The sequence below is a fragment of the Vibrio sp. NC2 genome (assembly GCF_025195005.1).
GTDB classification, from domain to species: Bacteria; Pseudomonadota; Gammaproteobacteria; order Enterobacterales; family Vibrionaceae; genus Vibrio; species Vibrio splendidus.
Genome location: NZ_JANVFC010000004.1, coordinates 14,956 through 35,497, shown reverse-complemented (window position 1 = coordinate 35,497; position 20,542 = coordinate 14,956). Strand labels below are relative to the sequence as shown.

Below are 20,542 nucleotides of genomic sequence, written 5' to 3'. Positions count from 1 at the left end.
TATATTTTTATATTTAGAATTTTATTTGTAGGGGTACTCAGAGTTAGCGCTTCATATCTTTTTCAGATGAACAATCAAGGCTGACTCTGGGTCTAGAATCGGTAAGGTCAATCCAATTTCCTTGAGGTTATCGCCACTCAGGGTCAACGTTTTGTCGAGCCATTGGGGGCGCTGTTTCATCAACTGGAAACTGGTTTTTGGCATGTCCACTAACTTCACTTGATACATCGCGTTGTCTTCCACACAGCTAATACGAAGTGGCGAAGGCAGAGCATATTCAGGCATCGCTAATTGGCACACGGTGATCAGCATTTCATCGTCATTTTCAACGCCATAAATATTCTGATTTTTGTCCGAAGGATCCATTCGGAAACTACGACCAGAATGCAAAACATGACGAAATTGCTTATGCAGTGAGATGTAATGTGAGAATGCTTGTTTCTCTTCCGGTGACTCTTTAACAGGGTCAAGCTCAACACCCATGTGCCCCATGAGTGCGGTTACACCACGCATATTGATGCTGTGACGACGGTTGGTTGAGTGGCATTCTGCTGGGCCAATGTGCGCCCCCATCACTTCTGGTGGGAAGAAGTAACTCATGCCTTTCTGAATGGCTTGGCGCTCTAAGGCATCATTACAATCCGATGCCCAGAAACGATGGGTTCGTTTTAGAATTTCAAAATCGATACGGCCGCCGCCCGAAGAACAAGATTCAATCTCAACTTCTGGGTGCGCTAGATTCAACTCATCAACAAGACGGTATAGCGCTTTAGTTTGACCATGCACCGCAGCTTTACCTTGATGCCCAGGTTGAACCAACTCTCGGTTCATGTCCCACTTAAGGTAAGTGATGTTGTATCGAGTCAGCAGCGCATTGAGGCGTTCATACAAGTAGTTAAAACACGCTTCATTTTGTAGGTCTAACACGTATTGCCAACGACCAGATGGTTGATGATACCCTTGTAGACCAAGTACCCAATCCGGATGGTTTCGATAAAGATTAGAGTCTTGGCTAACCATCTCAGGTTCAACCCACAGGCCAAACTCCATACCCTGTTGATTAACATGTTCAATCACAGGTTCTAAGCCATTTGGGTATTTCACTTCATCCAAATACCAGTCGCCCAGTGCCGTGCGTTCACCATCACGCCCCACAAACCAACCATCATCAATAATGAAACGCTCAACGCCCATCACGCCCGCTTCTGTTGCCATTTGCATGATGTAGTCAGGCTTGTGATCAAAATAGATCCCTTCCCATGTGTTTAAATGAACGGGACGAGGTTTATCGGTTGGGAATTTAATAATGTTGTCGCGAACAAATTGTTGAAAGCGTTGCGCGATGCCATTTAAACCTGAGTTGCTGTAACAGCCATAGAGCCAAGGTGTCTGATAAGTTGCCTCTGGTTCTAGAATCGATTCACCCGCTAGCAATAACTCTCCCGCTTGAACAAAGCGGCGGCCATCACTACGAACATCCGCGCGCATTTGGTGGTTACCGCTCCAACCCAAATGAAATCCCCACACCAAACCGTTCTGCTCTGAGAACCCTTGAGTGCCTGCAAACATGCCAGGGAAGTTTTCATGTGAAGTACGACCGCGACGGTTCTCTTGCATGAAGCCGCCATGTTCAAAACGCTGACGTTGCGTTTGAAATTCATGACACCAACGGCCATGGAACGTCATGAGTTCGTTGGCGTGATTCGGCAATGGCAACGTAGAAGAAAGCTTATTCAGGTAGTATTTATTGCTGCCTTTATTGGTGACGGTTACACGCTTTTGGACGACGTCAGATTCGAAATCCAGTTTGATCTCAACCTTAAGATCCAGTAGAGCAACCTTGTCTTCAAGGAGGAAACTCACGTCTTGATCTTGAGCATCGTAACGAACTGTCTTAAAGACGGGAGCCCAATCAAGCCCTTCTCTATGACCTTCAATGCCCGGAGCGTTAAAGTGCCCACTGCCTAACTCAGGACAAAGAGAGAGAGGCACATCCACATCTAGTCGCGCTTGAGAAATCGGTCTTTCTGTCGAAAGCAGAAGATCTTCATCAATACTTGCGATCTTTGCCCCCCAATGCAAAACCTCTGGAACACGCCCTGATTTAATGATCAAACTATGGTTTTTACTCTTTAAGTGAATAAATTCGTTCATTACTAATCTCTATTGTTTTCGTAAACATAATATAGAAATAATAGTGAACCCATCACGCCAGATTAGTATCCAAAACCCACAAAATCGTGATGTAAATTGGCTTTAATATTCGAAAAATTTGCACAAGATCGACTGTTTCCGGAAACATTTTTAATGTTTTAAAAGACATTTATTTGAGAGTGAGCAGAGTTTAGTTTGGTAAATTTCGGTAGGCTTATTTCACTCTAAAATATTCGATGAGCAGAGCGATGAGTATCACCTTCAAAGACGTAGCAAAACTGGCAGGGGTATCTACCCAGACAGTATCTCGAGTAACCAATGGCTCACAAGACGTCGCGGAATCCACCCGTAACAAGGTTAACGCCGCGATAAAGCAACTGGGTTATGTACCCAATAAAGGTGCTCAAATGCTCAGTAGAGCCAAGTCCACCAGCGTTGGTTTAGTCACTCTCGATATGGCACTGCATGGCGCAGCAATGATCGCCAATGGCGTGCGAATGCAGGCTCATGATATGAGTTATGGCGTTGCTTTCTCTGTTGTTGCCGAGCCCAATCTCGCGAATACCCGTGAGGCAATCCGTGAACTGATGGCTCAACAGGTCGACAGCATAATTCTGAATGTGCCATTAAAGAGTGCCGATGCAGAATGGTTAGTGGAACAATATCAGCACCTCAACCTAATCTTCATTGATGTCCCTTCTAACAGCCAAGTGAACTATGTTTGCGGTGATCATGCGGAAGGAGCAAAACTGGCGGCTCAACATCTACTTGAGAGCGGACGAACGGACTTCCTGTTAATCACTGGTCCGAACGAATCCAGCGCCTCAAAGATTCGTCACCAAAGTTGGTTAGCCGCGTTATCAGATGCAGAGAGTAAGGTGCAGTATCAATATCAAGGAAACTGGCAAGCAGAAAGTGGTTATCTTGGCGTTCGAGAAGCTGTCGCTAAACAAGCCGTATTTGATGCCGTGTTAGTGGCAAGTGATCAGATGGCATTGGGAGCTTTACGTGCACTGCAAGAACTGCAGATACCTGTCCCTGATAAGGTTGCGGTCGTCGGCTTTGATGGCATAGAAGACAGTGCGTTTTTTAATCCACCACTGACCACCATCAAACAAGACTTCACCACGATTGGCCGACAAGCTGTGGTACTTGCAGAGAAGCTCAACGCTAACTCACAAGATGCTTTACTGCAGCACCATATCGAAACGGCATTACTCCCAAGAGAAAGCAGCCAACCTAAGGTGAGGACTCACTATGAAAAACAAGAGATCGAGCAACTGCTAAAAAGAATTCAGACCCTTTTGCCAGAATCGACATAAAAGAAAAAGCGCTAGGGGGAGCTAGCGCTTTAAGACCAACTAAGTCCGTTTAGCCTGGTAGTTTTTTAAGCTATATCATGAGGATATAACCAATTTTTTTACTTAGGTAAATCAAAAAGCCTATTCTTTACGACTGCTTTGAGTCGTAAATTAAGTATAGTCGAGTTGTGAAAAATGGAAGGAATTATTTCGGTTATTTTTACTAAAGCGAATAACGCTAAAGTAGAAAACCAGCTCAAATGAACTAACCTTTAATCATGATAGGAAATCTTGATGAAGGGCTATATGGATTCAGAGACGACCACCGCCAAACCCACTCCTCAAAAAGAACAATCAAACTTATTGTCGTCTTTACTTCATGAATTCAGAAGAAACAAACTGATTCTGTATTATGTTGCATTTACGACACCGTTAACGTTAGTTGTTAATTATTTCGTGCCTCATGAAGTTCGATACAACATATATACCTACTTAGAGATCTTAGCCACGGTCTGTTACGTCACCTTTATTTTATGGGCGACATACTACTACTGCCATTTATTGTTCAATCGAGAAAAAAGACCCACTAAACAATTCATCAATAAAATTAAAACTCTGTTGTTTCCAGTATCAAAGCCGCTCTACTTTATTTTATTAATGCTCGTCTTAAACATCTCATTCTCTAGCTATACCTTCTTAAAATCAGTCATTCCTTATCTCAATCCATATTTTTTAGATCTCGATTTTTACCATTTAGATAAATGGTTGCACTTTGGCATTTCACCTTGGGAAATTACCCACTTTTTTTTACCGAATTCAATAGCTTCACTCGCCATCAACATCTTGTACAACTTGTGGTTTTTTATCATGTGGGGAATGCTGCTTTATTTTGTCATTTACCGTAAAGATGACCAACTTCGCAACCAGTTTTTACTCACATTCTTAAGTTCGTGGTTTATCATTGGGAACATAATGGCGACCCTTCTGTCATCAGCCGGCCCTGTTTTTATTAGTCACTTCAATGACCAAGATTTGTATCTTCCTTTGATGCAAAGATTAAACATGCAGAGCGCAGAACTCACTGAACGTGGCTTTATGTCTTTGTGGGCACTCAGTACTCAAGATGCGCTTTGGGCAAGCTACGTTGGAGGTATTGGAGATATAGGGACTGGCATCTCAGCCATGCCTAGCATGCATGTAACCATATCTGTTCTGATTGCGATGACATCATTCAAATTGAATAAGAAACTCGGTTACATAGCGTGGATTTACGCCTTTTTTATTCAGGTTGGTTCGGTGCATTTGGCATGGCATTACGCTGTTGACGGTTATGTCGGCGCACTAATGGTTATTACCCTCTGGCACTTGATAGGTTACATGCTTAGAAGAAACTCACCATCAATCACTTAACAGCAATGACAATCTCAACCGCCTGGGAGATCACTTTTCTCAAGTGAGTATTCTTGTCGTCTAATTGCTTTCCCTTACGATAAACAAGCTGTATATCAAAATCAGGAACGTCTATTGGCGGGGTGACAGCTATCAGTGAACTGTCGACATTAGGGGCGTTTCTAGCGACTAACTTAGGCACAATACACAATAGTTTTCTGCCACTGATCAATCGCTTTACCGTTAAGAAGTTGCTCGATGCGATTGCCACTTTTCTGGTGTAGCCCAGCTCAGCCAATTTAGTATCAACTGCGGTTTTTAGGGCTCCATTAGGCGATACTAAGGCGTGCTCCACAGAGACAAATGATTGCAGTGACATAGGCAACTCAACATCCAACACCGATTCATCAAGCAAGCAGACATGTTGCTCAGTATAGAGAAGTTCTGTGCCATACAATTTAGGCACTTCACCAAAACTGCCTATCGCAATATCTAGCTTAGCCTCTTCAAATACCTGCTGATAATTGGTTCGATTAACGTTGAAAAACGCGACTTGAGAGCTTGGCGAAACTTGCTTAATAAAGTCAAAGATCATTGGGCCAAACATCTGTTCAGCGTAATCGGTCAGCCCTATTTTCCAGCTGCCTCTATAACTATCAACTTCAAACCTTTTGGACAACAGAACTTCAGATTGAATAGTATTAAGCAACGCATCGACGGTGCTTGATAATTCAATGGCTCGGTCGGTCGCTTCCATCTTGCTACCGACCCGCTCAAACAAAGGATCATCAAACAGCTTTCTCAGTCTTTGTAAGCTATGGCTCATCGCTGATTGGCTGACATAACAACGCTCAGCCGCTTTGCTCACACTGTTCGTTTTATACAGTGCCTGTAGTGCAATCAATAAGTTAAGATCAATTCCTTTCCAGTTAAAGTCAGCCACAAAACAATCCCATATCATTCATAGTTATAATTAAAACAATTAATTTGAATCATAGTCCAACTCCACCTAAATTACGCTAAACATTTATCTGGAATCGATCATGCTTTCAATTTTTAAAACCTTTTTCTGGCTTGGCTGGATTAGCTTTGGTGGACCAGCGGCACACATTGGCTACTTCCGTAAAACCTTTGTTGAGAAACTGAATTGGTTATCCGACGAAGAGTACGGGCAAATTGTCGCCCTCAGTCAATTTCTGCCGGGTCCAGGCTCAAGTCAGGTTGGCTTCGCGGTTGGTTACAAAAAAGGTGGCTTAACCGGTGCGATTGCCGCATTTGTAGGCTTCACCTCCCCTTCTGTCATCCTAATGTTGATATTGGCCTTAGTGAGCAATCAGTTGTTGGAAGCACCGCTTTTCATTTCAATCATCCACGGACTTAAGCTACTCGCGGTCGTGGTTGTGGCTGACGCCACTTTCGGCATGTACAAAAACTTTTGCCAATCAAAGATAGCAACAACACTGTGTGTGATAACCGCGATTGTTCTGCTTTTAATTCCTGGGATCTGGCCTCAGGTATTAGTTCTATTGTTTGCTGCTATGGTTGGCAGTAAGTTCTTAACCTCACACGAATTGAAAACAGTACCTTCGACGCACAAGATATCGTTAACACCACTCGTGATTTTCGTTGCTTTACTGGTTGGTCTGCCTCTATTCAGTGCTTACTCTCAAGGCATTGAAGTATTTGGCTTGTTCTACCAAGCAGGCAGCTTGGTATTCGGTGGCGGTCACGTGGTTCTTCCGTTGTTACAGAATGGCATTGGTGACCAACTGTCTCAAGATGCCTTCCTAACAGGCTATGCCGCAGCGCAAGCCGTACCGGGCCCGATGTTTACGTTAGCCACTTACCTAGGTTATGTATTAATGCCATCAGCACCGATCACAGGGGCACTGCTCGCAACGATTGCGGTGTTCTTACCGGGCTTCTTGCTGCTACTGGGTGTATTGAAGAACTGGCAGGCAATTGCGAGTAAACCTTTGGTGGCTGGTGCTCTTACCGGTGTGAATGCAGCAGTTGTTGGTCTATTACTTGCGGCTCTATATCAACCGATCTTCACAAGTGCAGTGAGTAGCGGCATAGACTTCGCTCTGATCATTGTTGGCGTGTGGTTATTGAAAGCAATGAAGATGCCGATTGTAGGGTTAGTTGGTACCTTTATCGCAGCTGGTGCGATGCTTAACTATTTATAATTAAGTACTTAGATACCCAACTTTAGATACAAAACTGAGTTACAAATATTAGCCCCTGATAAGGACACTCATCAGGGGCTAATTCATTTTCGTTGTTTACCATAAGAAGAATAACTCTTCATAGAACAACACTATATTGGTGTGCTTGCCTTCATTTCTCTCACCTCGGCTAACGCTCGATTTAGGTTTTCATTGGCGATTTTGTAATACGAAGGTTTTTTGTCGATGGCTTGTTGCAGGTAAGGAATCGCTTCATCAGGTCGACCTTGAATAATTAGAAAGTAACCAACATTATTCAGAGCTTCCGGCGCATCCATATGACGCATAAACACATTTATTGCTTTTTTTACATCACCTGATGCCAAATAAATGAGAGCAAGGTTGTTCTGAGCCTTCTCATTATTAGGTTCGATCTCTAAAGCCGAACGAGTGTATTGATACGCTTCTTTGTAGTTGCCGTACATATAATGGGAATAACCCATATTCAGTAGAGCTTTCACTGAAGTTTTATCGATAGTGAGCGACTTTTTAAAATACTCTTGGGCTATCTGATGTTTGCCTTCTACATCTTCCAAGACTCCGATTCCCATGTAAGCCAAAGCAGGAGACATACTGTCAACCTTCAAGCCTGCCACTTCACTTTGACTTAACGCTTGGTAGTTTTTAATCGTTTCGCTGCTTTTTAAACGAACTTGGTCGGCATTGATCGCTTTAAAGAAGTAGCTTCGACCTTCATCTGTACGGCGTTGTTTGGTATATAAAACACCTAACTGCTCTAATACTTCAGTATGTGCAGGGTTAAAATCTAATGCCGCCAAATACGCTTTTTCAGCGAGTGCGTAATTGCCTCTCGAGGAGTGAATTCGACCTATCGTAAATAGCGTTTTATCGTGAAACTCTTGCTCAGGAAAAGACAGAGATCGGATGTACTCATAGAGAGCTAAATCGATGTTGTTGTCTCTAAGTGCGACATCACCACGCATGATTGCTTCTTTTTCGCTGACGGGTGGATCGTCACTGGTTAAGGTGTCAATTGGCTTACCCGAATACAATTCTGCATCAAACTGATTAGTTGGCTCATCAGAAGAGGCGCACCCGAGAATCAATAGCGGTAGTAAAAGTAAAACCATTCTGTTCATTCGCATCATAAACTCGCTCCTGGAGATGTCAGTGCATCCATTACAATCATCATTCCGGGCCCAAGAGCAACGATAAAGAAGCAAGGCCAAATGAACAACAACATGGGAAATAGCATTTTGGTAGGGATTTTTGCTGCAATTTCTTCCGCAGCTTGTTGGCGTTTGTCTCGAAAATCTTCGGTATAGTCACGTAAGGTTTGAGCTAAACTCCCCCCCATTCTTGAAGCATGCGAGAGCAAAGAAACAAGCCCTTCCAACTCACGAAGCCCAGTTCGTTCAACGAGTTGACTCAAAGCATCTGGCATCGTGACACCCGCTTGAATTTTAGCAAACACAGTATCTAGCTCATCGGCAAGTTCGGGTTGTGAAATGTATAACTCGTTAGCGACACGCCCTAGTGCGGCATTAAAACCAAGACCTGATTCTGTACATACCACCAAAAGGTCTAAAGCATCAGGGACACCGTTTCTGATTTTTCTCTGTCTTTCTTTTTGCATTTTACTCAATACAAAATTGGGGAAGAATGTCCCGACAAAAATACATGTCACAATCAGCAAGTTGTTGTAACTATCACCTATGTCTAAATAAAACACTGTGAATGCACAAACAAACCCTATTAATGTTGAAAGTACTTTAAAGGCGTAAAATACTGAAAGTGCGCTCTTTTCATGATATCCAGCATGCATTAATTTTTCTGAATACGTTTCGTTATCTTTTTTGTTCCCTCGCCCAATAAATGGCGTCAGCGACTCCAAAGTGTTGGTAAAGTCATAAGGTTTGCGACTACCAGTATGATTCCCTCCGGAAATCTGTTTTAACTTTTTATCCAACGGGGATCGAGTACCGACAAAAAGAAACCCTAAAGTAAGAGTAAGTAGCATAGTGGTCAGCAAAATCATCCCGTAAAGCAGGGTCTGGCTAGTGATACCGAACTCAGAGAGTGTTTGTTTCCATACTTCTAAATCAAAGAATTCCATAATCTATATCTCGATATTTATTATTTTTCTTATCCACAATGCCCCAATCGCCAACAAAATCACGCCTACACTGACCATAGATATTCCTCTAGGATCGCTGTACAAAGGCTCTATGTATTCAGGGTTTACGAATTTAAGACCGAAAAATAGGGCAAACGGAGAAAGCGTCAGTATCCAAGCAGAAAGTCGACTCTCAGCTGAAAGGGTTTTGATTTTTCTTTCTAGCTTAAAGCGCGCTCTTAATACCTCAGATACTTTTTGCAGATTCTCAGAGAGGTTGCCCCCCGTTTCTTTCTGCAACATGACCGCACTTGAAAAAGCCAACATAGAAACCGTCGGTACTCTTTCTGTCATTTGTAAGATGGCGAGCCGTAAATCATAACCATAGTTCAATAAGTTATAGGTGTTCTTAAACTCAACCCCAATAGGCTCTGGCATCTCTTCGCCAACCTCATTAAAAGACTGAACTAATGGCTGACCCGCTTGTAAGGCTCTTCTTATGATGTCCAAGGCGTCTGGTAACTGCTCCTCAAACCTTGCCATTCTGTAGGTCACTCTGTTTTGAACAAACAGATAAGCAACAACCCAAACAAAGACGAAAGAGGCAACACAAATGAACCAAACTTGATTGAGCACCAGAGCAACCAAAGCCAATAGGATTCCGCCCAAGAATACGATCAGCAAAAAGCGGCTTAATGTGATTTTGAGGCCTGCTAATTCCAACATGCGCTTTAAGTCGGCAAAAAAAGGAACAACAATTAATTTACGGTCAAAGGGAGAAAGTTCCTTGTTGTAATGGTCTTTTAAGAGCGACAAACTCTCTTCATCAATATTTCTTTGTGTCTCTTTTAAACGACGAGATAGCTCTTTGTGCTTAGCTTTTTTCCCGGCAGCTGGCAATAACAAAGCTTGCGAAATAAACAATACCGCAACAAACAATAGGGCCAACGATACAGTTACACTATCCATGATCGGCTCCTCAGCTATGTGACTCGGTAAAGATCTCATAAGGCAAATCAAGACCACGTTTAACTAGTTGATCATGAGACTGAGGAACAACACCGGTTGCGGTGTAATAACCTAAGATATTGCCATGCTCATCGATACCTTGACGCTGGAAGTGGAAGATCTCAGACATAGTGATGACCTCTCCTTCCATCCCGTTGATCTCTTGGATACTGACCATGCGACGCTTACCGTCTTCTTGTCTTTCCATTTGAACCACCAAATGAATAGCAGAAGCAATCTGCGATCTTAGATTTTTCGTTGAAATATTCCATCCCGCCATCGAGAACATATTCTCAACTCGGCTTAGTGCGTCACGAGGTGTATTCGCGTGAATCGTGGCAAGTGAACCATCATGGCCCGTGTTCATCGCCGCTAACATATCAACAGCTTCGCTACCACGCACCTCCCCGACAACAATACGGTCAGGTCGCATACGCAAGGTGTTTTTTACTAGCTCTCGCTGACTGATTTCACCTTTACCCTCAAGGTTTGCAGGGCGTGTTTCTAAACGAATCACGTGTGGCTGTTGCAGTTGTAACTCTGCGGAATCTTCTATGGTAATAATCCGTTTATCTCTAGGAATAAACCCAGAAAAAATATTCAGCGTCGTCGTCTTCCCTGAGCCTGTACCACCAGAAATAAGGATATTAAGCTCACCTTTTACGGCAGCTTCAATGAACTTTGCCATTTGTGGAGAGGCTGACTTGTATTCCAGCAGATTATCCATGGTTAGGCTGTCTACAGAAAAACGTCGTATAGAAACGGAAGGGCCATCTAAGGCCAAAGGGGGAATAATGGCATTCACTCGTGAACCATCAACTAATCGAGCATCTACCATTGGCGACGCTTCATCAATCCGGCGTCCAACCTGACTAACGATACGATCAATAATGTTTCTTAAGTGACGATCATCTAAAAACGTATACGGTGTTTTTTCTAATTTGCCTCGGCGTTCGACATAAACACTTTTAGGTCCGTTGACCAAAATATCGGACACCGTTTTATCGGCGAGCAATGGTTCAAGTGGGCCAAGGCCAAATACTTCATCTTCAATTTGCTTGATGACTCGCTTACGCCCCTCGGCACTTAATGCGTGGCTTTGGTCATCCGCCATTAACTGAACGATCGCTTCATGAAGGTCTACTTTGGCGCGCTCTTTATCTAAGCTAGAAAGTAGCCCTAAATCTAATGTTTCGAGTAACTGCTTATGAAAGTAGTGTTTAATCGACAATTCTTGCTCTAAGACTTTTTTCGCCTCATTCATCGACTTTTCTTGCTCTTCACTCGCCTCTAAACTCTTAGCTTCATGGGATACGTTAGCGACTTTCTGAATGAGGGGCGATACAACGCCGTCTTCCTCTTGGGAAAACTGTTCTACTTTCTTTTCAAACTCCGGATTAATATTTTTTCGTTTAAAGAACATAACGATCCCTCATATATGCTGTAACAAACGTGTTATGAAAATATTTTTTTAAGCCAACCTTTCTCTTCTTGTTCTGGCGGAGAAAGGATATGAGACAAATCAATAATCGACCGTGTAATTGAGCTCTTTTTCTTCGATTCAACCAACGGCAAACCTAAATTAGCGCTCTCAAGAGCCACCTTAAAATCATTAGGCATTAAATGGATGTCATGCTTTCCAACGGTTTGTTCTATATCTGTTAGCTTAATTGTTTGTCGCTTTTCATAACGATTCACAATGATCTCGATTGAGTCCTGCTGCAACCCGTACTCAAACTTGAGCGTTCGAATTAATCGATTACTATTTTTAACCGAAACTAAGGTTTGTTGAGCCACAAGTAACACCTTAGTCGCAGGGGAGATAGCCGATGCGAAGATATGATCCAACCCTCGAGAAAAGTCGATAATAATGTAGCGATAGAAGCGACGTAATACGGGCAGTAACTTCCCGATTTTCTGAGCATGTTCATAATCATCTGCGTTATTTTCATGCTTGAAACTTAAAACGTGTAACCCTGATGAGTGCTTATTCACCAAGCTACTCAAGGACATCTCATCTAAATCATTTGAGCTATCGATGGCATCCGAAATACTGTAGGTCGGCGTGATATTCAAATATTCAGGAATAACACCAAACTGGAGGTCAATATCGAGCAACAGCACCTCATTCGGGTGATAACTTGCTATTTCTACGGCGGTATTAAGCGCTAAGGTCGTCGCCCCCATACCCCCTTTAGTGTTGATAAATAAGAACACTTCTCCGTAGCTAGAGTTTTCGATTTTCTCTGCCGCTGTTTTCTTTAGTAAGGGGAGAAGACCAGAAATAGATATATCGTGAGACAGAAAATCCGAAGCACCGAGTCTTAGCGCTATTTTTAATGACCCATTGTCACTTTCATCACCAAACACAACCAAAGATAAATCATGCTCTTCTAACTGAAGATTGTAGCTTTGCAAATCCACCATTTTCTGAGCCCAGCCACCGCTTGCTTCAACAAAGATTAAATCTGGGGCATCAATATTCTTCACATACTCTTCAGTCATACCTAACAAAGAAAAAGACTCAATATGCACGTTTCGACAACGTTTCAATTGCTGTCTCATATGAGCGTGAAAATTCTCATTGTTATAAATCAGCCATACATTCAAGTTAGTTTTAAGGCGAATCGCATCGTCTTCATTAGGTAAAATATCAATTGCTTCGCCCATATTCCCACCTGTCTTCATTGTGGACATCTTGTCCTAATACCATCAAGCCTTAACGGTAAACACTAAGTTCATTACGATGATGGCTAACCTATTCACGACGCTTCCTATTCAATCTCGCACCACTGTTCAAAAAATCTAATTTGCCCTAATGAGATCGTCTAAACAGTACTTGTAACTAGATGCATCTGTACCTAATCATTTGCGCTAATTAAAACTATTTAAAACCTGGCTGCTACTTCCGGAGAGTTCTTCATCACCTTTACCCACATACTTATCGTACCCAGCTTGCATGCGCTCCCCAGTACCATCAGGCAAAACCTGTAAGTTCTCTTGTGTTGCATTAGGGTTGTATGTTTGTTCCATCTTTAACGTGGCCACAGATTGCCCTAGTGGTGCGTCATTGGCACAACCGACGAGTACAACTATGAGAAAGACCATCATTGTTCTAATCATATCTATCTCCTTATAAATCATGACCAAATGAACCTTCACTGCCACCATCAGTTGGCGCGATTCCTTTGTCTGAACTTGTATTGCTGCTGTCTTCAGAATCAGAAGGCTCCGCAATGTATGCGCTTCTACCTAACAAGTAATATTCCAGATCATTCGGATCCACAAAGGCATCAGTTGGCAGTGTGACTTTACTTCGGTCCACTGGTTTAGCGAGCCTCGGTGTAACGAGGATGACAAGCTCGGTTTCACCCGATATGTATTCTTGGCTATTGAAAAGCTGTCCTAAAATCGGTACATCACCAATCCCCGGCATTTTGTTACTGACATCTCGCACGTTCTCACTCAACAACCCTGCGATCCCGATAGTTTGACCATCAGCCAGCTCAAGAGTAGAAGATGCGCTTCGACGTGTGATTGGCGGAATAAAGTAGGTCGCATTCGTCGAACCAGGATCGATAGTCAATGAACTGCTGTTAGCTATCTCACTCACATCAACCGCTAGGTTAAGATTGATTTTTTTATCGCTGAGTACGGTAGGTATGAATTTCAATCCGACCCCGTATTCCTTGTACTCAATGGTAATTCCATCGTCGTCGGGAACAGGAATAGGAAACTCACCACCCGCTAAAAACTCCGCTTTTGAGCCACTCAATGCGGTTAAGTTTGGTTCTGCTAATACCTTAGCCACACCATTTTGCTTCGCGACATCAAGAGCAAAAGTAAACAAGGTATTGCTATCGATGAAAGAACCTAAAATCCCGTAATCAGTAGAGGTTGGAATATCAAAAATTGGCGTTGCGCCCAATACACCTGCAGGAACTGATGAAGCACCCCACGAAAAGTTAGAACCACTGGTTTGGAAGAAATGGAAGTTAGCATCGAACTTTCTCACTAAGCTTCGCTGAACCTCGGCTACCGTCACTTCAAGCATAACTTGTTGTGCGCCACCAATAGACATCAAGTTGATCACACCAGTTGCAGCAGCTTGCTCACTACCACTCTCTTTAGCATCATCCGCTGCCTGTCCTGCCGCATAAGTTTCGGCAATTCGCATCGCTACATTCATTTTTTGTTGATTACTGATTTGCCCACTTAACAGCAAACGGTTTTGCGCACTATGAACCTCAATCGTCTCATCAGGAAGAAACTCGTATAGCTTTGACTTTAAGCTATTAAGATCATGAGTAACCTCGATGTTAATCGACTCAATCAACTGACCTCGCGAATCCCAAGCCATCAAATTCGTCGCCCCTAATTTTTTACCAATTAAGAACAACTCATTAGATTTCAAAATCACAATGTCTAAGACTTCAGGATCGCCAAGAGAAACCTTCGCCGCTTTTCCCGACAGCACCACATGCGTAGATTTATGATGCGGCACCGTGACCGTTTTTCCCGTCTGTAGAGCAGCAACACTGGCTGCTGAAAAACAAATCAGGCTAAAAACACACGCTAATAATATTTTCATATCTCACCTCAATCCTTGACGCGCACACTAGATGTTTCTGTACCTTTGATAATGGTGACACTTGGTCTAGGCACATATCGACGAACCACTTTTTTCTCTACTTCATGTGGGTTTCTTAAGGTCAGCTGAATACTACCTTTGCTTTTAGCCGTGAGGAGTTTCTCAGCCTCTTTTGGCGTCATCTCAAGTGTTACCGCACGAACGATAATCGGACTGTTCTCTTTCGTTTTAGCCGTTTGGTCTACAGCCAAAACCTTAATGTCTTTTAATACCGTTTGAGTCGCTGCAGAATTTTTGCCGTAAGAAACAGTATTGAGAATATCAACCTTATTCCCCGGTAATAAGAAACCAGCCACACCAATAACATCATCAACACGTATAGTTACTGCACGTTTATTTTCAGGAATAAGAGCAGCAAGTGTTGACCCTTCTCCTGGCACAGTAAAACGTAACTTATGAAGTACCTCTCCGGCATAAATGGTATTGGCGACTACTTTGCCGAGCAGTTCTGTTTTATCCGAATAGTTGTTTTCATTGATCCAATCAACTTCCATCAACTTGGTTGTTAAATATTGCTCTTCAATTATGGTTCCAGCTTCAATTTCTTGAGATGCCACTACAACCGGATGACGCTCAACTTGCTCGACTTCAATCGTCGGTTGAACTTGATTGTCCATCCATTGTTTAGCGAAAAATACAGCGGCTAAACCGAATACTACGGACAGTAAAAACAGTAGGAAAACTTGACTCTTATTCATTATTCTCTTCCTCGTGTCCATCAGAGGTAAAATAGACTTTCCATGCCATGGCTAGAATGTCGAATGTGATAACGGGTGGGAGTTGCTCAAACGAAAGAATGTCTTTGCTAATACCAACAAGGTCTTTCGGTAAACAAGGGAAAAGCGGTACTTTGTGCAGCGTATGCATTTGAGATAAACGTCCAAAGAACCCATCTTGCAGTTCTATCTCTTTATCAACAGTTACGCTCACCCACAGCGCTTCATAATCTTGCTGATTCAGAGGCTTGAATTCTATTTTGTAACCCAAACGACGCAGAAAGGCAGGGTCACTGATCTTTTCAGGATTCAAATTGGTAGAAAATGCGAGAGTTAAAACGAATGGCATGGTGATCTGTTGCCCATTCGGTAATGACAGGTGATCAAAGAAGTACTCCATTGGGACGATCCAGCGGTTGAGTAAAGCATCAACAGGCATGGGTTGGCGTCCGAGATCATCAATAACAAAAATGCCGTTATTAGCCATCATTTGTAAAGGTGCTAACCAAACGCGATTATGCTCAGAGTGATTCACCTCAAGCATGTCCATGGTTAATTCTCCGCCCACTTGGATATTAGGACGTTCACAATTGAGCCATCGCTTATCGTATTGGTCTCGGAGTGAAACAGTTTGCTCACTGCCATTACGATCTAAAGGGGTATGATGTTGCGCTGAGAAAACCTTGATGACATTCCCTAACGCATAAATGGCATAAGGGATAAAAACAGAAGTATGAAGCGCGTTCACGATACGAGACGCGACAAAAGTTTTTCCTGTGCCAGCGTGCCCATACAACAGCAGCGCCCTACCCGAATTTATTGCTGGTCCTAACACGGAGATCATTTTTTTTACGCCATAAACATCACTCAATGCCGCTTCCACATCAGGGCGAGTAACAAGCTCCGCCCTTAAATCTTGTTGCTCTACAATTTCAGTGTATTGCTTGAGAGAAACAGGAACTGGACCTAAATAAGCATCTCGTTTGAATGCAAGATCGGCTTCTTCTAAGCCTTTCTCTGACAAGGAATAACGGACGTGACTATGAGAAGACGATTCCAAAGACAAAGCAGAAGTAGGTTGAAATACTTCGATAAGAGATTTATTTCTGAGTGTGGCTAGTCCATTTTCTATGACATGTGTAACAACACATAAATAGTTAGACAAATCTAACACATCAGATTTAGGGTAAGCTGATAGGTGCTTGAGCAATAGGTTCTCAACAACAACCTCAGGAACACCAAGCATTTCGATGGAAGTCGGTACCACTGGAGCTGATATTTGAGGCTTTAAATTGCTCGGGGAAGGTATCCCTCTCATATCCATATGTCCTCTCCAACACATCGACTAGTGATTTAGTTTGATCTATGTAAAATAACTGTACATCGCTAAACCTATTACAACTGAAGGAGCAAATGGCATGGTTACTTTATTTGAGTAACGAGAATGCACAACAGGTTCACCTTTAATATCAGGAGATATCCCGCTAACTAGCATTAGTTTTTCTTCAAAGTATCCTCTAACTGTTATCTCACTATTATTGGCTCGATTATAAAGTAAATATAATGTTCCAATTATTCCGGCAGCGATGAGTATGTAATAAGACACATCAAGTAATGAGCCCCACCCAATATACAACCCAATAACACCCAATAATTTCACATCACCTGCAGACATGGCCCTCAGAAAATACAAAATCAAACCTGAACAGAAAAGAACTACACCACCTATCAATGAAGTAACTAATGCATCTAAAGAAAATCCACTATTTAACACTGATAAAAAGTACAAAAATAAAAACAAAATCAGTATCTTATTTGGTATACGATGTTTCTCAACATCGTATACCGAAACAATAATAAGCAATGCCCAAAACAATAAAGATTCACTTATCATTAATTTAGATACCCGCCACAATAGAAAGAAACTTACTGATTAGAGCCGTCGCTATTCCAGAAAATATTAACCAAGCGAGAATGACAAGTGAAGCAGCTCCAATAACATACTCGACCGTAGTCAACCCTTTCTGATACCCCACCCTTTTAAGGTTCATTACTGTTAGCTCTTATGAAGTACTAATTTGGTCAACAATAGTACTTAGTTTCGTTGATAGCGCTGTACCAATCCCAGTAAATATTGTGGTTAGCCCAAGAACAAGCATGGCTGCGCCAATGACATATTCAATAACCGTAAGACCTTCTTCATCATTCATGAATTCTTTACAATTTTTCAAAAACTTACTCATGAGAATCTCTCCTTGATTTACATTACAGGTTTATTTACCTGTAAACTAAATCTAGAGCTGAACAATATATTTGGTTAGGATTTTCTTGCCATTTACTTGCACTTTTTTGTTGTACTTCTAATCTATTTAATAAATGCCATTTTGATATGTATTTCTTACTGTTTATTTTGATATGATACAGGTTCAATACCGATGGAAATAATAACACCACTACTTTCTGATATAGACAGCGATTTCAATTCAGTTATTACCAATAAAATTCGTCATTACTTTCCTATTGAGAACTATAAACAGGATATATCTATAATCAGTAACTTAGATGTAAGATTAGTATTCTATATATTGAATCGAACGGATGAACTTCAACTACTTACAATGGCACTATCTATTTGCGAAAACCTGAACAAGCGAATAGTCATTATTTGTTCAGGTCAGATACCTAATATCGTTCGAAATCATAAGAATATATTCTTTATAATAGAAACGAGCAGTAATCATCTGACCAGTAAGTTCGAAGAACTGCAGCGTAAAACGCAACATATCTTCGAACCTCACTTTGATCTCGACCGAGGTACGAATAACAATAATCAGCTACCTGCAAAGTTGTTTACCTCTGAAGTCGTTAACTTTGTTATGGACAACATTAACAAGGAGATAAGAGAAACGGAGATCGCTGAAAAGTGCCACTGTTCAACAACCTACTTTTCTAAAAAGTTTCATCTACACTTTGGGGTAAGCTTTAGAGATTTTGTATGCGATAAACGAATCCTATTAGCCAAAAAGTTGATCGAAGCCGATACCGAATCAAAAATCGCTGTTATTTCTTATCAATGTGGATACAAGGATGTGTCGTATTTTTCAAGAATCTTTAAGAAAAGGACCGGAGTAACACCCGCAAGTTACAGACGTGCCTGCACGGATAACAGAAAACGCTAATTTTACTCCCTAAAAGAAAAAATCATGGTACATTTAACATGATTTTAACAAAAATAACTTAGCGAAAAACATGGAGTTAGACAATGATTCAGCCTAACGAGTTTAGCCAAGAAAAAGCAACAGCTCTCCCTACACCCAATGACATGATTTTAAAATGGGCAGAAGAACGCCCAGATGAAGTCTATTTAAAACAAATAATTAACCGCCAATTTGTTGAATTCACTTATAAAGAAGTGGCCGACAAAGCACTAAAATTGGCGTCAGCATTAGAAGGACTCGGAGCCCAACCCGGCGATCGAGTCGCTCTCGTTTCAAAAAACTGTGCAGAGTGGTTTATCTGTGATCTTGCCATGATGTTAGGAGATTTTGTCAGCGTCCCAATCTTTCCAACAGCGGGTGCAGACACTATTCAATACTGTATTGAACACAGTGAAAGTAAGATCGTAATTGCAGGTAAGCTTGATGATCCTGCAGCGACTCAAAAAGTAATCGATGATAATCCGAGCTTAGTCAGTATCTCGTTACCCTACGATACCGCGGCGAAGTGCCAACACACATTTGAGCAGCTCATCGAGACACATGAACCATCAACTAAACGACCTCAACATCACGATGATAAGCTAATGTCACTTGTGTATACGTCTGGCACCTCTGGGCTGCCAAAAGGCGCAATGCTCACGTACGGTGCCTTTACATGGTCAGTTCAAAGGTTAATCGATCACATTGGTATCCAACCTGGTGACCGCCTGTTTTCTTATCTACCGCTTGCCCATATCACCGAACGAGTGTACATCTTTGGTTCTTCCGTAATGGGCGGAGTGGTCACAGCTTTCCCTGAATCTTTAGACACGTTTATTGACGATGTGAAAATGCACCGTCCAACATTGTTTATTTCAGTTCCTCGCTTATGGACCCTGTTCCAACAACGAATCCAGGATAAGCTACCGCAGAAAAAACTGAACTTCTTACTTAAAATTCCATTTGTGAATAACATCATTAAGAAGAAACTGGCTGATGGTCTGGGCTTAGACCAAGCTCGTGTTCTTGGTTGTGGTTCAGCGCCTGTCTCACCTGCTTTACTCGCATGGTATGAAAGCGTTGGTTTACATATTACTGAGGCTTGGGGGATGACAGAGTCTTTCGCCTACAGCACGATTAACCACCCGTTTAGATCAGACAAAATTGGTACCGTGGGTAATGCAGGTCCGGGCATCGAACTCAAAATTGCAGAAGACGAAGAAATTTTAGTTCGAAGCAAAGGCATGTTCTCTGGTTATTACAAAAATGACATTGCGACTCAAGAGTCTTTTGACTCAGAGGGTTGGCTACATACGGGTGATATTGGTGATGTTGACAGCGAAGGCTACTTAACGATTCGTGGACGTAAGAAAGACACCTTTAAAACAGCTAAAGGTAAGTTTGTTGCTCCCGTTCCAATCGAGAACAAACTCTTTGAATACAGCCGCGTAGAAATGATGTGTTTGATAGGCTTAGGCTTGCCAGGCCCTATCCTGCTTGTTGTACCCCATGACTTCCCTAATTTTGATAGAGCACGTTACGAAAGAACAAGTAAACGAGTCATTGAAAAAATGAACGAACAACTTGCCTCACACGAGAAGATCAAAGGCGTATTAATGATTAAGGAACCGTGGAGTATTGAGAATGGCGTGTTAACACCAACACTAAAGATCAAACGACATATCCTTGAGCAAAAATATCACGAAGTCGGTCATAACTGGCCGAAAGATAAATTGGTGGTTTGGGAAGAATAACCGACGACAAAAATACACATAGCATTGAGAGGGAGCTTTTAGCTCCCTCTTTTATTTTGCTCAACCC

19 protein-coding genes are annotated in these 20,542 nt (G+C 42.1%); 5 read left to right on the top strand and 14 right to left on the bottom strand.

Annotated features, from left to right (window positions below):
* Positions 1-51: 51 nt before the first annotated feature.
* Entirely contained in the window at positions 52-2,154 is a 2,103-nt protein-coding gene (locus NX845_RS07310) for an alpha-galactosidase (RefSeq protein WP_215514811.1), read from the bottom strand.
* A gap of 248 nt (positions 2,155-2,402) precedes the next feature.
* Between NX845_RS07310 and NX845_RS07305 the strand changes: the two genes are divergently transcribed.
* Both NX845_RS07305 and NX845_RS07300 read left to right on the top strand, forming a co-directional pair.
* Positions 2,403-3,476 (top strand): LacI family DNA-binding transcriptional regulator, encoded by a 1,074-nt coding sequence (locus tag NX845_RS07305; protein ID WP_215514812.1) that lies wholly within the window; start codon positions 2,403-2,405, stop codon positions 3,474-3,476.
* Between the two features lie 273 nt (positions 3,477-3,749).
* On the top strand, positions 3,750-4,865 hold the full coding sequence (locus tag NX845_RS07300; RefSeq protein WP_215514813.1) for a phosphatase PAP2 family protein: 1,116 nt from the start codon (positions 3,750-3,752) through the stop codon (positions 4,863-4,865).
* On the opposite strand, the gene NX845_RS07295 is transcribed toward NX845_RS07300, so the two are convergent.
* Positions 4,858-5,787, bottom strand: a complete 930-nt coding sequence (locus tag NX845_RS07295; RefSeq protein ID WP_065682814.1) for a LysR family transcriptional regulator — start codon at positions 5,785-5,787, stop codon at positions 4,858-4,860. The genes NX845_RS07300 and NX845_RS07295 overlap by 8 nt on opposite strands.
* 100 nt (positions 5,788-5,887) lie before the next feature.
* Here NX845_RS07295 and chrA point away from each other — a divergent pair, with 100 nt between their 5' ends.
* Positions 5,888-7,033, top strand: a complete 1,146-nt coding sequence (chrA, locus tag NX845_RS07290) for a chromate efflux transporter (RefSeq protein WP_215514814.1) — start codon at positions 5,888-5,890, stop codon at positions 7,031-7,033.
* 131 nt (positions 7,034-7,164) lie between these two features.
* Here chrA and NX845_RS07285 read toward each other — a convergent pair whose 3' ends face one another.
* From NX845_RS07285 to NX845_RS07230, 12 genes are all read right to left on the bottom strand, one after another.
* The gene (locus NX845_RS07285) at positions 7,165-8,181 is read right to left on the bottom strand and encodes a lipopolysaccharide assembly protein LapB (protein ID WP_102299783.1); all 1,017 of its coding nucleotides are present in this window, start codon (positions 8,179-8,181) and stop codon (positions 7,165-7,167) included.
* Positions 8,178-9,149: a type II secretion system F family protein gene (locus NX845_RS07280; protein ID WP_017095491.1), complete on the bottom strand. Its 972-nt coding sequence runs from the start codon at positions 9,147-9,149 to the stop codon at positions 8,178-8,180. The genes NX845_RS07285 and NX845_RS07280 overlap by 4 nt, the downstream gene beginning before the upstream one ends.
* A 3-nt stretch (positions 9,150-9,152) precedes the next feature.
* On the bottom strand, positions 9,153-10,118 hold the full coding sequence (locus tag NX845_RS07275; RefSeq protein ID WP_017095490.1) for a type II secretion system F family protein: 966 nt from the start codon (positions 10,116-10,118) through the stop codon (positions 9,153-9,155).
* 10 nt (positions 10,119-10,128) lie between these two features.
* Positions 10,129-11,580, bottom strand: a complete 1,452-nt coding sequence (locus NX845_RS07270) for an ATPase, T2SS/T4P/T4SS family (protein ID WP_065682811.1) — start codon at positions 11,578-11,580, stop codon at positions 10,129-10,131.
* A 32-nt stretch (positions 11,581-11,612) separates the two neighbouring features.
* Positions 11,613-12,827: an AAA family ATPase gene (locus NX845_RS07265; protein WP_017095488.1), complete on the bottom strand. Its 1,215-nt coding sequence runs from the start codon at positions 12,825-12,827 to the stop codon at positions 11,613-11,615.
* A 204-nt stretch (positions 12,828-13,031) separates the two neighbouring features.
* Positions 13,032-13,301 carry a hypothetical protein gene (locus tag NX845_RS07260; RefSeq protein WP_076645914.1) on the bottom strand — a complete coding sequence of 90 codons (270 nt, stop codon included), beginning with the start codon at positions 13,299-13,301 and terminating at the stop codon, positions 13,032-13,034.
* Positions 13,291-14,748 carry a type II and III secretion system protein family protein gene (locus NX845_RS07255; RefSeq protein ID WP_076645913.1) on the bottom strand — a complete coding sequence of 486 codons (1,458 nt, stop codon included), beginning with the start codon at positions 14,746-14,748 and terminating at the stop codon, positions 13,291-13,293. The genes NX845_RS07260 and NX845_RS07255 overlap by 11 nt, the downstream gene beginning before the upstream one ends.
* Positions 14,749-14,756: 8 nt before the next feature.
* Entirely contained in the window at positions 14,757-15,506 is a 750-nt protein-coding gene (gene cpaB / locus NX845_RS07250) for a Flp pilus assembly protein CpaB (protein WP_017076279.1), read from the bottom strand.
* Positions 15,499-16,848 carry an AAA family ATPase gene (locus NX845_RS07245; protein ID WP_215514815.1) on the bottom strand — a complete coding sequence of 450 codons (1,350 nt, stop codon included), beginning with the start codon at positions 16,846-16,848 and terminating at the stop codon, positions 15,499-15,501. Before NX845_RS07245 ends, cpaB begins: the two co-directional genes overlap by 8 nt.
* A 39-nt stretch (positions 16,849-16,887) precedes the next feature.
* Positions 16,888-17,418 carry a prepilin peptidase gene (locus tag NX845_RS07240; protein WP_076645911.1) on the bottom strand — a complete coding sequence of 177 codons (531 nt, stop codon included), beginning with the start codon at positions 17,416-17,418 and terminating at the stop codon, positions 16,888-16,890.
* Positions 17,419-17,422: 4 nt separating this feature from the next.
* Entirely contained in the window at positions 17,423-17,575 is a 153-nt protein-coding gene (locus NX845_RS07235; RefSeq protein WP_017088256.1) for a hypothetical protein, read from the bottom strand.
* A gap of 12 nt (positions 17,576-17,587) precedes the next feature.
* Positions 17,588-17,767 (bottom strand): Flp family type IVb pilin, encoded by a 180-nt coding sequence (locus tag NX845_RS07230; RefSeq protein WP_017088257.1) that lies wholly within the window; start codon positions 17,765-17,767, stop codon positions 17,588-17,590.
* A gap of 192 nt (positions 17,768-17,959) precedes the next feature.
* On the opposite strand from NX845_RS07230, the gene NX845_RS07225 reads away from it, so the two are divergent.
* Positions 17,960-18,703: an AraC family transcriptional regulator gene (locus NX845_RS07225; RefSeq protein ID WP_102541135.1), complete on the top strand. Its 744-nt coding sequence runs from the start codon at positions 17,960-17,962 to the stop codon at positions 18,701-18,703.
* 83 nt (positions 18,704-18,786) lie between these two features.
* On the top strand, positions 18,787-20,475 hold the full coding sequence (locus NX845_RS07220; protein ID WP_215514816.1) for an AMP-binding protein: 1,689 nt from the start codon (positions 18,787-18,789) through the stop codon (positions 20,473-20,475).
* Positions 20,476-20,542: the final 67 nt, after the last annotated feature.

Bases quoted from the DNA above. Each gene is read 5' to 3' on its own strand.
- NX845_RS07255 (WP_076645913.1), bottom strand. From the start codon at position 14,748: ATGAAAATATTATTAGCGTGTGTTTTTAGCCTGATTTGTTTTTCAGCA.
- NX845_RS07230 (WP_017088257.1), bottom strand. From the start codon at position 17,767: ATGAGTAAGTTTTTGAAAAATTGTAAAGAATTCATGAATGATGAAGAA.
- NX845_RS07270 (WP_065682811.1), bottom strand. From the start codon at position 11,580: ATGTTCTTTAAACGAAAAAATATTAATCCGGAGTTTGAAAAGAAAGTA.
- NX845_RS07220 (WP_215514816.1), top strand. From the start codon at position 18,787: ATGATTCAGCCTAACGAGTTTAGCCAAGAAAAAGCAACAGCTCTCCCT.
- NX845_RS07310 (WP_215514811.1), bottom strand. From the start codon at position 2,154: ATGAACGAATTTATTCACTTAAAGAGTAAAAACCATAGTTTGATCATT.
- NX845_RS07300 (WP_215514813.1), top strand. From the start codon at position 3,750: ATGAAGGGCTATATGGATTCAGAGACGACCACCGCCAAACCCACTCCT.
- NX845_RS07225 (WP_102541135.1), top strand. From the start codon at position 17,960: ATGGAAATAATAACACCACTACTTTCTGATATAGACAGCGATTTCAAT.
- NX845_RS07260 (WP_076645914.1), bottom strand. From the start codon at position 13,301: ATGATTTATAAGGAGATAGATATGATTAGAACAATGATGGTCTTTCTC.
- NX845_RS07240 (WP_076645911.1), bottom strand. From the start codon at position 17,418: ATGATAAGTGAATCTTTATTGTTTTGGGCATTGCTTATTATTGTTTCG.
- NX845_RS07235 (WP_017088256.1), bottom strand. From the start codon at position 17,575: ATGAACCTTAAAAGGGTGGGGTATCAGAAAGGGTTGACTACGGTCGAG.
- cpaB (WP_017076279.1), bottom strand. From the start codon at position 15,506: ATGAATAAGAGTCAAGTTTTCCTACTGTTTTTACTGTCCGTAGTATTC.
- NX845_RS07245 (WP_215514815.1), bottom strand. From the start codon at position 16,848: ATGGATATGAGAGGGATACCTTCCCCGAGCAATTTAAAGCCTCAAATA.
- NX845_RS07305 (WP_215514812.1), top strand. From the start codon at position 2,403: ATGAGTATCACCTTCAAAGACGTAGCAAAACTGGCAGGGGTATCTACC.
- NX845_RS07285 (WP_102299783.1), bottom strand. From the start codon at position 8,181: ATGATGCGAATGAACAGAATGGTTTTACTTTTACTACCGCTATTGATT.
- NX845_RS07275 (WP_017095490.1), bottom strand. From the start codon at position 10,118: ATGGATAGTGTAACTGTATCGTTGGCCCTATTGTTTGTTGCGGTATTG.
- chrA (WP_215514814.1), top strand. From the start codon at position 5,888: ATGCTTTCAATTTTTAAAACCTTTTTCTGGCTTGGCTGGATTAGCTTT.
- NX845_RS07265 (WP_017095488.1), bottom strand. From the start codon at position 12,827: ATGGGCGAAGCAATTGATATTTTACCTAATGAAGACGATGCGATTCGC.
- NX845_RS07280 (WP_017095491.1), bottom strand. From the start codon at position 9,149: ATGGAATTCTTTGATTTAGAAGTATGGAAACAAACACTCTCTGAGTTC.